Origin of the sequence: Mucilaginibacter sp., from assembly GCF_041088075.1 — a bacterium.
Lineage (GTDB): Bacteria > Bacteroidota > Bacteroidia > Sphingobacteriales > Sphingobacteriaceae > Mucilaginibacter_A.
Genome location: NZ_JBGCVY010000072.1, coordinates 1 through 14,136 on the forward strand (window position 1 = coordinate 1; position 14,136 = coordinate 14,136).

The following is a 14,136-nucleotide window of genomic DNA, read 5'->3' on the forward strand; positions in this document are numbered from 1 at the left end:
ATCGGCATAAAAACGGTATTTATTCATGCCTCATAAATGTGTACAAACTCAATGTTTTCAATCGGCAGCCCTTCAAATTCAAAAAGCAATTTTTTCATGTTGTTTTCCAATTCCGGCAATGTTAGCGCGATGTCTATAATCAAATTATCGTTGTAAAGCACCCTTCCTGTTAATTCAACGCCTTGGTTTTCTATAATCAAATCTAATTTTACTTTTTCCATCGTATATAATTTTACTTTTTCCACTTCAACCTCAAACTATTGCTCACCACAGAAACCGAACTTAAAGCCATCGCCGCTCCCGCAAACATCGGATCCAAATAAATCCCCCAAATTGGATAAAGCGCACCGGCTGCAACCGGGATCGCGATCACATTATAAATAAAAGCCCAAAAGAGGTTTTGTCTAATGGTTTGGATGGTTTGTGCCGATAATTGAAACACCTCGGGCAACAAAGTCAGGTTGGAAGAAACCAGCGTGATGCGGGCAACATCCATCGCAATATCCGAACCCAAACCCATCGCAATAGATACGTCTGCCGTTGCCAACGCTTCCGCATCGTTAATGCCATCGCCGGCCATCGCCACCACTTTTCCTTGCTGCTGCAATTTTTTGATTTGTTCGGCCTTGCCGGAAGGGGAAACGCCGGAAACCACATTTTCGATACCGGTTTTTGCAGCGACGTGTTTTGCTGTTGAAGCCGCATCGCCGGTCAGCATCCAAACTTCGATTCCGGATTTTTTGAGTTTAGCAATGGTAGCCGCAGCGTTTGCCCGAACTTCATCAGCAATAGTTAATACAGCCAGCAAAGTATTTTTTTTGCCGAAATAAATAACCGTATCCGCAGCATTTGCAGCAGGAAAATGAGTTTGATCAACCGTTAAATTACTGTTTTCCTGCACCCATTCCGGCTTCCCGATAAGATAATTTTCGTTTTGATAAATAACTGCAATGCCTGCACCGGTTGTACTTTTAAAATCAGCAACGGTTTGTGCCGATGCTTCTTTTACCCGTATAGAATCAACAATGGCGTCCGCCAAAGGATGTTCGGAATGTAGTTCGGCAGCCATTAACACGCCCGCCAGAACTTTTTGCTGTTCCAAATCCAGGTTTTTGTTCCAGTTTAAAGCAGTCAGTTTTGGTTTTCCTTCGGTGATGGTTCCGGTTTTATCCAGCACAATCGTATTGACACGATAAGCGCGTTCCAGCGTTTCTGCATCGCGGATCAAAATCCCTTTTTCCGCGCCTTTGCCCACGCCAACCATAATGGCCGTTGGTGTTGCCAAACCCAAAGCGCACGGACAAGCCACGATCAACACGGTAACGAAAGCCAGCAAGCCCTGGCTAAATGCTTGCGTTCCGCCAAAAACCCACCAGGCAATTGCACTGATGATGGCGATGCCAAACACAACCGGAACAAAAACCGATGCAATCTGGTCGGCCAGTTTTTGCACTTTTGCTTTCGATCCCTGGGCATTTTGCACGGCTTTGATCATCCGCGAAAGCATGGTTTGGTTGCCTACTTTCAAGGCTTTCAGCACAAAACTTCCTTTTTGGTTGATGGTCCCGGCAAAAATTGCGTCGCCTGCTTTTCGGGCAACAGGCATTGGTTCGCCGGTCATCATCGCTTCATCAATAAACGAATTTCCTTCATAAATTTCGCCATCCACCGGAATACGTTCGCCGGGTTTGATGCGGACCAGCTCGCCTTCCTGCACCGCTTTGATATCCACCTCGGTTTCTATGCCGTTCCTGATTACCCGAACCGTACGCACCTGCAAACCCATCAGCTTTTTTACCGAAGCCGAAGTGCCGGATTTCGCTCTTTCTTCCAGCAGCTTTCCAATCAAAATAAACGTAATCACCACGGCAGCCGCTTCAAAATAAACATGTGCCTGTACGCCGCGCGAAAACCAGAAAGCCGGGTAAATGGTGTTGAACAAACTAAATAAATAAGCCACGCCAGTGCTAATGGCCACCAGCGTATCCATATTGGCGTGAAAGTGTTTGGCCTGTTTCCAGGCGTTGATGAAAAACCTTTTGCCAAAAACAAACAGCACAACTGAAGTAAGCACGAGCATCAGCAAGTTTGCCCAATGCCAGTGCATAAAAACCATATCGAGCAGCACAATAGGCACGGTCAATAAAATGGCGCCCCAAGTTTGTTTTTTAAGCTGAGCCAGGGCTTTTTCCTGTTGTTCTTCCTGTTGGCTCAGGGCGTTTTCTTCATCCAAAATCAAATCGTAACCGGCGTTTTGGATGGCTTTTTGTATTTGCTGCGGTTCGGTTTGCTTTGGGTTGAAATAAATATCCAATGCCTGTGTGGCATAGTTGACGTTTGCTTGCGCCACGCCGGGAACCTGGTTTGCCGTACTTTGCACGCTCATGGCGCAGGAAGCACAACTCATACCCGTTACCGGATAAGTTTTATGAAGGATGTTTTTTTCCATGATGCTTCTTTTATCGTGCAAAATTAAGCATTGGCCGCCGGGCGAAGTTTACAGGATTGCCGTTTGTTTTTATATGATTTTGAGGAGATAAAAGGTGAAAGGTTGGAAGGTGAAAGGATAAAGGTGATACACAGCATTTACTCGGCTCGATCTTTCCTAAAATACAATTCAAATTTCTCTATCTTAAACCCCAAATTTCCATCCACCGCTTATGGCTTTAAATTACGTTTGGGTTTCTTTTTTTATCGTTGCTTTTTTTATTGCCTTAATTAAGCTCATTTTTTTTGGCGATACCGAAATCTTTAAATTGCTGGTGGATGGTATTTTTGATTCGACCAAATCTTCCGTGATGGATATTGCTTTGCCTTTGATTGGTACGATGGCTTTTTGGCTGGGCATCATGAAAGTTGGCGAAAAGGCTGGCGCCATTAATTTTCTGTCGCGTTTGGTTGGCCCGTTTTTTCACCGTTTATTTCCCGAAGTACCAAAAAACCATCCGGCAAACGGTGCGATGATGATGAATTTTTCGGCCAATTTGCTGGGTTTGGATAATGCCGCCACACCACTGGGTTTAAAAGCGATGGAAAGTCTGCACGAATTGAATCCCGAAAAAGACACCGCCTCCAATGCGGAAATTATGTTTTTGGTGCTGCATGCTTCCGGCCTGACCATTCTGCCAATTTCCATTATCGCGCAACGTGCTATCTTGGGCGCGCATGACCCGACGGATATTTTTCTTCCTTGCATTATCGCCACTTATGTTGCAACTCTAACCGGTTTGCTGGCCGTGGCTTACAAGCAGAAACTGAAACTGTTGGATCTGGTAGTTTTGGGCTGGCTCGGCGGCATCACCTTGTTTCTGGCGGCTTTGGTTGCTTATTTTAAATTGTATTTGGATAAACAACAGATTAGCGAAGTCTCTAAAGTGGCCAGCAATTTGATTTTACTGTTGATTCCGGTTTTGTTTATCCTCGGCGCGCTGCGGAAAAAAGTAAACGTGTTTGAGGTTTTTATTGAAGGTGCCAAAGGCGGGCTGGAAACTTCTTTCCGCATCATTCCTTATCTGGTGGCCATGCTGGCTGCCATCAGCGTTTTTCGTGCTTCGGGCGCGTTAGGTTATCTGGTGGATATTTTTAAATGGGGATTTGGCCATTTTAACATGGACACGCGTTTTACCGAAGTTTTGCCCATCGGTTTTATGCGGCCATTGAGCGGTGCCGGTTCGCGGGCCATGATGCTGGACAACATGCGGCATTTTGGCACGGATAGTTTTATCGGCCATTTGTCCAGCGTTTTGTATGGCTCGGCGGATACTACTTTTTATATTGTTGCCTTGTATTTTGGTTCCGTTGGGATCAAGAAAACGCGCTATGCCATACCCGCCGGGCTGATTGCTGATTTTGCCGGTGTGGTTGCCGCCATCCTGCTTTCGTATTTGTTTTTTGGCTGATGCTTCTTTTACCGGCATAAAATTGGGGTAACTATTTTGGCTTCCTGACGTACAAAAATTTCAGCCGAAATCCGGTTTTTGTACCTCGAAAAGGAAAATGAAAAAAGTTGGGATACTTCTTTTACTGTGCATTTTTTTGCTTCAACCCAAAACCCGTGCGCAAGACCATATGTATTCGCAGTTTTTCAACTCGCCTTTGTACTTAAACCCGGCTTTGAACGGGCAGTTTCAGGGCGATTTGCGCATGAACCTGATTTACCGGAACCAATGGGCTTCGCTGCCCGGCACACTCAACTATTTAACGGCTTCTATAGATTACAACGTGCCGCGTTTTGGCGGCGGTATCGGTTTGATGTTTACACGCTCTGCCGAAGGGACTGCTTACCTCACCAAAAACAATATTGCCGGTTTGTATTCATACAGTGTTGGTTCTGATGATTACGTGCTGTCGTTTGGCTTGCAGGGAGGCGTAACCAACCGCGTGATTGACTGGAGCAAACTCATTTTTTCGGATCAGTTAGATGCCACAACCGGTATTATTCCCGGCCAGGCATCTTTGATAGAACAACCGTCCTACAACAACAAATATTATTTCGATTCGGGAGCCGGGGTTTCGCTTACCTTAAACCGCCTGCTGGTTGGCGGTGCGTTGCAACACATTAACCGGCCAAACGAATCATTTACCGGCGCAAAAGCCGTATTGCCGATGCGTTCTACTTTCCATATCAGTTACCGGATGCCGATGGACCGTTTTGCCGATGACGATGACCCGGACGCTTCGTACATTATCCCATCCATTGTGGCTTACAACCAGGCAAAAGTAACGGCGATTAATGCTGGGCTTCAATATAAAAGGCGCGGCGTTAATGCGGGTTTGTGGTATCGCTCAAGCACCACCACCGGACAGGAAGCTTTTGTGCTGACATTAATTTTCGACCTGTTTATCAACCGCGATTCGGGCGAAAAGCTGCGTTTGGGCGTGAGCCAGGATGCCAATTATTCCAAAACCAATTACACCAACTCCACCGGTTCTACCGAAGGCAGTTTGGGCTACGAAACCAGCAACCCGGCCCGCGACCAAGGCGCTAAAAAATTCCCGGGTTCGCGGCGGTGTTATGATTTTTATTAGCTTCAACCCAACTCTTTTCATTTTATAAAAAGTTTTAAAATTTATGATCAGTAGGTTTTAGTTCAATGATTTTTATGCGGTAAAAGAAGCATTATAAAATTTCACAACAACTTCCCTTCACATTAACTTAACAAGTTAATGATGTTTAGTTAATACGATTCTAACATTGAGTTAATGTTGCCGATCAACCTTTGTGTACAAATTACACAAACAAAATGAAGCAACTTTACCTTTTCATTTTTTCCTGTTTGATCATCTTTTCAACAGAAAAAATCAATGCCCAAATTACCAGTGCCCAAATCAGCGGCCGGGTTTCAGATCCGAAAGGCGTTACCTTGCCCGGCGTTTCTGTAGTTGCCGTAAACACCAGTACCGGCACCCGTTACGGCACACAAACCAATGCCGACGGCCGTTACACGTTGCCCAACATAAATGCGGGCGGCCCTTATACCATCACCTTAACTTATGTTGGTTTTAAAAAAATTGAACGTACCGATGTTGCCTTGAGTTTGGGCAACGCCACTTATAATTTTACGATGGCCGACGAAACTACTGCATTAAAAGAAGTAACCGTTCGATCAGTAGCCGGTGCGCCAAAAACAGGCGCCGGAACCAGGATCAGCCAAAGCCAAATCCGTAATTTACCAACAGTAACACGCAGCTTGCAGGATTTAACCCGCACCACGCCGCAAAGCAGCAACAACTCTTTCCAGGGAACCAACTTTCGGTACAACAACGTAACGATTGATGGCGCGATCAACAACGATGCCATCGGTTTTAGCCCTTCCACCGGCGGCCAGACCAACCAATCCGGGCAAGTTGGAAGCAGCACGCGTACCAATCCGGTTTCGATTGATGCGATCCAGGACATCCAGGTTTACGTGGCGCCTTATGATATTAAAATCGGCAACGTTTTGGGCGGAAGTATCAATGCCGTTACCCGCAGCGGTACCAACACCGTTACCGGTTCGGTTTATGGTTTTGGCCGGAATGCTTCTTTGATCGGCAGAAATAATATCCCAACTAATGTGGGCGGCGATAAATCCAAAGAACCAAGCGATTTCCACGAATACCAAACCGGTTTCCGTGTTGGTTTCCCCATCATCAAAAACAAATTGTTCTTCTTTACAAACGAAGAAATCACCCGCCGCCAGGACCCGGTTATTTTTGGTGCCGGAAGTGCCGGTTCGGCCAATATCCTTTCTGTAACGGACGCCCAAAACCTGGCTGCCGCTTTTACAAAATATACGGGCGGCATCAGTCCGGGAACGTACGAGAATACCAATATCTATTCACGCTCCAACAAATTTTTTAACCGTTTGGATTGGAACATCAACGATAACAACCAGTTGACCATCCGCAACAATTACATCACTTCTACCGCCACCAACTTAGAGCGCGATAACTTCAACTTTCGTTTTAGCGGGATTGATTATACTTCGCACAACAACTCTTCATCCACGGTTGGTGAGTTGAAATCAAAAATCAGCAACAATATCAACAACAGTTTGGTATTTGGTTATTCGAGCGTACATGATTACCGCGACCCGAACTCCAACCCTGCCCTGCCGCAAATTGAAATAACCGGTAATTCGCCAGGTTCAACCATTTTTATGGGAACAGACCGCGAAGCTGCCATTTTTGATATGCACCAAAAAACCACCGAATTTACCGATAACCTGACTTTAACAACCGGTAAAAACACCTTTACTTTTGGCACGCACAACGAATTTTACAACATTACCTACAACTTTGTGAACGCCTGGAACGGCCGCGACAGCTACAGCAGCATTGCCAACTTTTTAAATAACCAGCCATTCCGCGTTCGTAACAATTACAATTATACCGATAACACGCGTGATTATATTTTGAACAATCCTTCGGCAAAGTTTAAAGTGAATTTGCTGAGTTTGTATGGCCAGGATGAGATCAACTTAACGGATAATTTTAAACTGACGGCCGGCGTCCGGTTGGATTATGCCAACGTGCCTAATAAACAACCTTTAAGCACCAAAACAACCAATGCGCCGGTTGACCCTAATTACGGCACAACTTATACTTACACAAAGCCAAAAGACATCACCAACAAATATTTAAACAATGTAGAAGTTAACCCGCGCGTTTCTTTTAATTATGATGTAAACGGCGACCAAAGTTTGGTTTTGCGCGGCGGCAGCGGAACTTTTACCGGCCGTATCCCTTTTGCCTGGTTTGGTTATGCTTTTTATAACAATGGCGTTACTTATGGCGCTTATGATAAAAACGGTATCAATACGACAACAAACCCGATTACGCCCGGCACAAATCCTGTTCAGGCTCCAGCAAACGGCGGTTTAGGTTTTGTGAATCAGCAAAAAGATCCAAAAACTGGTGGTCCGGCATTTGACACCAGCCCTTCCGGCCCAACACAAGTAGATTTAATTGACAACAATTTCAAAATGCCGCAAGTTTGGCGGAGCAGTTTAGCTTTAGATGTTAAAACTGCTGACCAATGGAAATTTACGGTGGAAGGAATTTACACCAAAGTAATCCATGATTTGGTATTTAAGCAAGTGAATACTACCGATCGCGTTACTTATTATCCTTACGATACACAACACTTACAACCTATTTTTGACAATACAAAAATCAACCCGTTGTACACCAACGCTTACGAACTTTCTAACACCAATCAAGGTTCGCGTTACAGTTTGACCGGGCAAATAGAAAAATCCTTTCCTTTCGGTTTTACCGTTAACGGCGCTTACACTTATGGCAAATCCAAAGATGTTACCAACGGGATCCGTAACTCGATGGAATCTAACTGGCAGTTGAACCAGGCTTTAAACCCGAACAATCCGCAGGCCGCTTATTCTAATTTTGATATCCGCCACCGCATTGTTTCTACGTTGAATTACCATTTTGTGTCTCCTTCAAAAACGTTTGTGTCTAACTTCTCTATCTTCTTTAGCGCGCAATCCGGTACGCCTTATACTTTTGGTTTCTACAATACTGCTATCAACGGAACCGGTCAGCAGGTTAACTTAGCTTACATTCCGAATGCCGGCGAAACCATTAAATTCTTTAGCACAACGCCAAACACGCCAACTGCCACACAACAGGCCCAGGCCAATGCTTTTGATGCTTTTATTGATGCTGACAATTACCTCAAAACCCGCCGCGGCCAGTTTACCGAACGTAACGCGGCACGGACACCTTGGAACACGCAGGCTGATTTCCGCTTCTCGCAGGATTTCAACTTCGGCACAAAACACAAACAAACCATCACGTTTACTTATGATATCATCAACCTGACTGCCTTGCTGAACAAAGCCTGGGGACATTATTATTTCTCTCCAAACACGTTCAACTCGACTTCAAGCGTTGGTTTATCAAAAGTTGGAACTGCTACGCCAGCTTTTGCAAACGCTTCAACTACGTATCCGATTTACACTTTCCGCGATCCGGGCGTGCCTTACGCCGTTGACCCTTTTGCTTCGAGATGGCAAATGCAGTTTGGTTTGCGCTACAGCTTTTAATGCTTCTTTTAGCACCTAAAAAACCGGCAGTTTAATTATGGCCGGTTTTTGTTTTTGTGGGAAACCTGTGTCGTGTTGTCATTTCGCCCGTAGGGAGAAATCTTCTTTGAAATTTAAAAAATTCTCACTTCAATTTTTAGGTGGTAAAAGAAGCATTGGGCTGAAATAAGATTCCTGCGTTTGGATCGGAAATGACAAAATCACAGCTTTCAATGCTTCTTTTAGCACCTAAAAAACCGGCAGTTTAATTATGGCCGGTTTTTTGGTTTTGTGGTAATTTGACTTCTGCAAGTTTTGTTATCCTGAACTTGTTTCAGAATCTTTCAGGACATTGATTTTATGCTGATAAAAGAAGTACCAATCACGAGGGATGCTGAAACAAATTCAGCATGACTAAACCTCCAGCATAATCTTCCCAATATGTTCGCTGCTTTCCATCAACTGATGCGCGGCGGCGGCATCTTCCAGTTTAAAAGTTTTATAAACCACCGGTTTAAATTTTCCGGATTCTAAAACCGGCCAAACGTTTTTTAAAATTGATGCCGATAATTGTGCCTTAAAAACAGCATCGCGATTGCGCAATGTGCTGCCGGTGAGCGTGAGCCGTTTTCTCATAATCTCCTGAACATCAATTTCCGCTTTGCTGCCGTTCATTGCGTTGATGTAAACCAGGCGGCCGTCCGGGTTTAAAAGCCGGATGTTTTTTTCGATGTAACCGCCGCCAATCATATCCAAAATTACATCAATGCCAATATCTTTTAAAACTTCCTCAAAATCTTCTGTTTTATAGTTGATGCTTCTTTTAGCACCTAAATCTTCGCAAGCTTTGCATTTATCATCGCTGCCGGCGGTGGCATAAACTTCGGCGCCAAAAGCTTTGGCCAATTGTATCGCCGTAATCCCGATGCCGCTGCTGCCGCCATGAACCAAAAATTTTTCGCCTGCTTTTAAACCTCCACGCTCAAAAACATTTTGCCAAACCGTAAAAACAGTTTCGGGCAATGATGCAGCTTCCACAAACGACCAGCCTTTTGGCACCGGCAAACATTGTGCTGCTTCAGCCACCGCAAACCCTGCATACCCACCGCCATTTAACAAGGCACAAACCGCATCGCCTACATTCCATTGTGTTACTTCCGGGCCTTTTTCTTCTATAATTCCGGCCACTTCCAAGCCCGGAATATCCTGTGGCGCGTTTGCCGGCGGCGGATAATTTCCTTTCCGCTGAAAAACATCCGGCCGGTTTACGCCTGCTGCTTTTACCCGGATCAAAACTTCGTTTGGTTTGGGTTGAGGCGTATCGCGTTCCTGCAATTTTAAAACTTCCGGTCCGCCGGGATTGGTGATGACGATGGCTTTCATTAAAATAAGTTCGATTTCTGTTTCCAGAACTATTTAATCCAAGCGATTGTTTCTGTTGTAGATTTTTAGGCGATAAAAGAAGCATCCGTTGTTCCGCTAATGCAACTTGGTTTTGATAATATTTTTTCGGAACCAAGAGGCAAAATCACGATAAAGGTTTATTCAAAACAAGGCATACTTCTTTTATCGGCATAAAATCAGTGTTAATAGAAATAAACAAAACAGGCCGCCTTGTTGGGCAGCCTGCTTTAAACCCGGTTTAAATCAGAATCAAGATTTTTCTACTTTTTTTACATGCTTCACTTTTGTGCCGCTGTAGTGTTTGTGTTTGCTAAAAACATTGTGCAGTTTTTGTGGAACAGTTGTAGTTTTTTTAACTTTTACTTCATCTTTTGCAACTTTTTGCTGTGCAAAAGAAGCCATGGAAATGGCGCAAATTAGCATTGACAATAACGCTTTTTTCATAAATTGATAATTTAGTTTAAACCAGTTGATACGGTTTTTTCAGCTTATGGTTTAGCTTATCGAAAAAAAACCTATCCTTGTTTTAAGCACAAGTAACCGAAAAGGACACAATTTGAACAGCATTTATAATGCTTGTAACAACATAAATGCTTCTTTTATCCCTTCTTTTTACTTGTGCAAAATTTTAAACTTGTAATCCTGTTTTGCAGTTTTTATTGTTGGTTGAAGACAAACAAAAACCAAACTTTGCAGCTAATAGCATTACGTTAAACACAAACGGTTTTTAAAAAAATGGTTTACCCGCGCTTATCATTGTTGTACAAGTTGGTTTTTATTTGTCTCGGTTTCCTGTTTTTGGTTGTGCCGAAAATGGCAGCCGGGCAAGAAAATATGCCGGTAAAAACAGCATTCGATTCCGTCAAAACTACGCTTCCGCCCAAAGCTGCCGCTGCAAACCATGTTGTTCCGGATACTTTGCTTTTTCGTATCGGGCAAGCAAAAAACGCCATCGAGCAAATCAATTCGCATAATAAAACAGGCTACAATCTGGCACAAATCCGTGCCGAACTACCGGAAGTGCAAGCCAACATTGCCGAAATAAAAGAAGACATGGTTGGCTCGACACGCATTATCGAAACAAAAACGCTGCTGAGCTACCAGAATATTTTAAAAAACGAACAAAGCCAGTTGGCCGACTGGCGCACCACGCTTTCGGCCTACAACAATAATTTGAGGCAAATGTCGCAGCAAATTGTCCGTTTTAGTGCCGATACAATTTTAACTTCTGCCGAAAGCGACACCACGCAAAAAAGCCTTTACAGCAGCCAACTGCAAAACCTGCGCCTGCAACTGCAACAAACGGGCAAAACTACCACGGCAAGTTTAGACAGTGTAGGCAGTTTGCTGGCCGAGGTTTCCTCGCTCTATTTTGAAACAAACGATTTGCAGTCCAACATCCGCGAAAAGATAAAAGCATCAGACCAAAACGCCTTTAGCAAAGAATCGCCTTATTTATGGTCGGCACCGCCCGTTACCACCACTACCAATTTGGGCAGCCTGTTCCGCTCTTCTTACCAGGGGCAAAACCGTATTCTATCCTACTTTATCAACAACACCTGGGACAACCGGCTGCTGCTCATCCTTTTTGGCATTGCTTTTTTTATCTGGGTTTTTCGCAATTTCAAAGTCGTCAACAAGTTTCCGGCAAACCCAAAACTTACGGGTTTAAAGTTTGGCTACATTAGTGCCGTTCCTGTTTTGGCTACGCTAATTGTAGTGCTGAGCATGGCACCGCTGTTTGAGCCGGATTCCCCTCCCTCCTACATTGAACTTGTACAGTTGGTGCTGCTGGTGGTGCTCACGCTGTTTTTCCGTAAACGTATTGATCCGCAAAAGTTTAAGTTCTGGCTGCTTATTTCGGCTTTTTATGCAGCCATAACGGTAACAATTGCCGTAATTAATTATGGTTTGATTTTAAGAAGCGTTCTCATCCTGCTCAACCTTGGTTCTATCTATTTGGGTTTTGTTTTTTATAAAAGGATAGACCGCGTGGTGATCGCCAAAAAGTATTTAAAACCGGTAATTGGCATATTCTTTTTGCTGAATGGTTTTGCCGTGCTGCTCAATCTTTTTGGTCGTATCAGTCTGGCAAAAGTATTCAGTCAAACTGCTATTGTTTCGCTTACGCAAATTGTCGGGCTGGCCGTTTTGGTGCACATTTTTTCCGAAGCACTCGAACTTCAAATCCAAATCAGTTCCTCCACAGAAGGCATTTTCTCAAAAATCAATTTCCGGAAAGTCCGCAAAGCCTTCCGCAAAGCACTTTCTATTGTTGCCATTTTGCTTTGGCTGCTGGTGTTTTTCATCAACCTCAATTTCTCGGGCGCATTATTTAGCATTATAGAAAAAATGCTCAACAAGCAACATGCTTTGGGCAGTATCAATTATACCCTTGGAAACATCCTGCTTTTCGGTATTATTATTTACTTGGCCAATTGGCTGCAAAAAAATGTTGGTGTTTTGCTGGGCGAAGAAAGCCCGACTTTTATGGGCAAAACCGAACATAAAAGTTCAAAATTGGCCTTGATCCGGCTGGTCATTATTTTAGTTGGGTTTTTTTTGGCGGTTACTGCTTCGGGCATTCAACTCGATAAATTAACCATTGTGCTTGGTGCTTTGAGTGTTGGTATTGGGCTGGGGATGCAAACTATTGTAAACAATTTTGTATCGGGCATTATCCTGATTTTTGAAAAGCCGTTCCAAGTTGGAGATTTTATAGAATTGGCCGATAAAAAAGGCAAAGTATTGGACATTGGCATCCGCGCCAGCAGGATGTTGACGCAACAAGGATCGGAAGTGATCGTTCCCAACGGCGATTTATTGTCGGGAAGGCTGGTAAATTGGACGTTAAGCAACACATATTTAAGAAGCGAAATGCTGTTTAAAATAAACGCCGATGCAGACTTGGATAGCGTAAAAAAGATTATTGAAGACGAAGTTGGAAAAGCAGAAGACACCGTAAAAAATACACCGGTAGAGATTTTGTTTAACGCAATTGCTGCCGATAGTATCGAATTAAAGCTGTTGGTTTGGATCAGCAGCGTTTATACCGAAAACAGTTTTAAAGGAAAAATGCTCGAACAATTGTTTATCCATTTTAAAGAAAAAGGCATTAAAATGATGTAAGCGGAATAGCGGTTTTTAATTTTGCCTTTTTGACAGTTCCTCTCTCATGAGGTACAAAATATATTTGATCAGGGCTTTACTGTGTTGGATTTCATAGTTGGCATTTTTAGGGTCTGCAAGGTCAAGCTCGTATAAAATTGCTTTCAATGCAGTCCTGTAATTGAGGTAACATTCGGCATTGTCAAACTTCAAAACAAAGCCCGAACCTTTGCTGAATGGAGGTATCGGAAGCCCGCATATTTTAAACTCTTCAAAATAGCGCAATTTTAGTTCGACTCCTAAATAAGAGGTATCTTGTGTTTCCATATCATGTCATTTAAAAAATTTTATTATAATTAATTAAAGGCCCATTCCTACCGGCGCAACAGCAAATAATTATTTTTTCTACCTGATAAAACATATATTGTGCAGGTAGAGCTTAAATGTATTACAAAAACAAATATAATTATCTCAATATTATATCATTACATTACTACCGTTAGTTTAAAAGTAATATTAATGGTTTTTGAAATAAGTTTTTTGTTTTACAAAACGATTGTTATAAGAAAAAGCAAAATACAAATAGGATAAACCCACCAAAAAAAGATATAACCTGTTTTCAATGAATCTGTTTGTTGTTTTAAAATTTTTTCAATCCTTTAAATCAGGGTCAATTAAAGCGGCAGGTTCAAATTCTTCTACGTAATTGTATGGGATATAACCAGTTTGGTTGTTGCTGTATTTTATTTTTGCCAAAATGCCATTTGTATGGTTTAAATCAATGCCAATAAATTGCACACTATCGCCAATAGTCAAAATTTGTTTGGTTGGAAGTTCATCGGCATTCAAAACAGCAATATCCTGATAAGCCCCGGCTTTGTTGTTCCAAGTGTTTACCCTTACTTTTTTGTTGGCATACTTTTGTTCCAACTTATCTAAAGTTTGTACCAAAGTTTGATCGTATTCGCGGTGCGATTGTTGGTTGATGCTTCTTTTACAGGCAAAAATTAAGCATGATAAAAACAGTATCAAAATAAACCGGGTTGGGTAATTTTTCTTTTTCACAAAAATCTTTTCAAGTAGCACCATCAATAATAAT

Annotated in this window: 10 protein-coding genes; 4 read left to right on the forward strand and 6 right to left on the reverse strand. The window is 43.0% G+C overall.

Annotation, left to right across the window (positions count from 1 at the left end):
* Positions 1 to 23 precede the first annotated feature (23 nt).
* Entirely contained in the window at positions 24 to 221 is a 198-nt protein-coding gene (locus V5804_RS17425; RefSeq protein ID WP_369592690.1) for a hypothetical protein, read from the reverse strand.
* Between the two features lie 11 nt (positions 222 to 232).
* Positions 233 to 2,449: a heavy metal translocating P-type ATPase gene (locus V5804_RS17430; protein ID WP_369592691.1), complete on the reverse strand. Its 2,217-nt coding sequence runs from the start codon at positions 2,447 to 2,449 to the stop codon at positions 233 to 235.
* Between the two features lie 211 nt (positions 2,450 to 2,660).
* On the opposite strand from V5804_RS17430, the gene V5804_RS17435 reads away from it, so the two are divergent.
* From V5804_RS17435 to V5804_RS17445, 3 genes are all read left to right on the forward strand, one after another.
* Positions 2,661 to 3,899, forward strand: coding sequence for a nucleoside recognition domain-containing protein (locus tag V5804_RS17435; protein WP_369592692.1), 1,239 nt, complete (start codon positions 2,661 to 2,663; stop codon positions 3,897 to 3,899).
* Between the two features lie 97 nt (positions 3,900 to 3,996).
* Positions 3,997 to 5,028 (forward strand): PorP/SprF family type IX secretion system membrane protein, encoded by a 1,032-nt coding sequence (locus V5804_RS17440; RefSeq protein WP_369592693.1) that lies wholly within the window; start codon positions 3,997 to 3,999, stop codon positions 5,026 to 5,028.
* Positions 5,029 to 5,243: 215 nt separating this feature from the next.
* Positions 5,244 to 8,546, forward strand: coding sequence for a carboxypeptidase regulatory-like domain-containing protein (locus V5804_RS17445; protein WP_369592694.1), 3,303 nt, complete (start codon positions 5,244 to 5,246; stop codon positions 8,544 to 8,546).
* A 393-nt stretch (positions 8,547 to 8,939) separates the two neighbouring features.
* Here V5804_RS17445 and V5804_RS17450 read toward each other — a convergent pair whose 3' ends face one another.
* Complete coding sequence (locus tag V5804_RS17450; protein WP_369592695.1) at positions 8,940 to 9,908, reverse strand: NAD(P)H-quinone oxidoreductase; 969 nt, start codon at positions 9,906 to 9,908, stop codon at positions 8,940 to 8,942.
* A 270-nt stretch (positions 9,909 to 10,178) separates the two neighbouring features.
* Positions 10,179 to 10,373 (reverse strand): hypothetical protein, encoded by a 195-nt coding sequence (locus V5804_RS17455; RefSeq protein WP_369592696.1) that lies wholly within the window; start codon positions 10,371 to 10,373, stop codon positions 10,179 to 10,181.
* A gap of 291 nt (positions 10,374 to 10,664) precedes the next feature.
* Between V5804_RS17455 and V5804_RS17460 the strand changes: the two genes are divergently transcribed.
* Positions 10,665 to 13,058, forward strand: coding sequence for a mechanosensitive ion channel domain-containing protein (locus V5804_RS17460; RefSeq protein ID WP_369592697.1), 2,394 nt, complete (start codon positions 10,665 to 10,667; stop codon positions 13,056 to 13,058).
* Positions 13,059 to 13,073: 15 nt separating this feature from the next.
* On the opposite strand, the gene V5804_RS17465 is transcribed toward V5804_RS17460, so the two are convergent.
* Complete coding sequence (locus tag V5804_RS17465; RefSeq protein WP_369592698.1) at positions 13,074 to 13,364, reverse strand: hypothetical protein; 291 nt, start codon at positions 13,362 to 13,364, stop codon at positions 13,074 to 13,076.
* 324 nt (positions 13,365 to 13,688) lie between these two features.
* On the reverse strand, positions 13,689 to 14,102 hold the full coding sequence (locus tag V5804_RS17470; protein ID WP_369592699.1) for a hypothetical protein: 414 nt from the start codon (positions 14,100 to 14,102) through the stop codon (positions 13,689 to 13,691).
* Positions 14,103 to 14,136 lie beyond the last annotated feature (34 nt).

Coding starts and splice junctions, on each gene's coding strand:
- V5804_RS17425 (WP_369592690.1), bottom strand. CDS start 221: ATGGAAAAAGTAAAATTAGATTTGATTATAGAAAACCAAGGCGTTGAA.
- V5804_RS17430 (WP_369592691.1), bottom strand. CDS start 2,449: ATGGAAAAAAACATCCTTCATAAAACTTATCCGGTAACGGGTATGAGT.
- V5804_RS17435 (WP_369592692.1), top strand. CDS start 2,661: ATGGCTTTAAATTACGTTTGGGTTTCTTTTTTTATCGTTGCTTTTTTT.
- V5804_RS17440 (WP_369592693.1), top strand. CDS start 3,997: ATGAAAAAAGTTGGGATACTTCTTTTACTGTGCATTTTTTTGCTTCAA.
- V5804_RS17445 (WP_369592694.1), top strand. CDS start 5,244: ATGAAGCAACTTTACCTTTTCATTTTTTCCTGTTTGATCATCTTTTCA.
- V5804_RS17450 (WP_369592695.1), bottom strand. CDS start 9,908: ATGAAAGCCATCGTCATCACCAATCCCGGCGGACCGGAAGTTTTAAAA.
- V5804_RS17455 (WP_369592696.1), bottom strand. CDS start 10,373: ATGAAAAAAGCGTTATTGTCAATGCTAATTTGCGCCATTTCCATGGCT.
- V5804_RS17460 (WP_369592697.1), top strand. CDS start 10,665: ATGGTTTACCCGCGCTTATCATTGTTGTACAAGTTGGTTTTTATTTGT.
- V5804_RS17465 (WP_369592698.1), bottom strand. CDS start 13,364: ATGGAAACACAAGATACCTCTTATTTAGGAGTCGAACTAAAATTGCGC.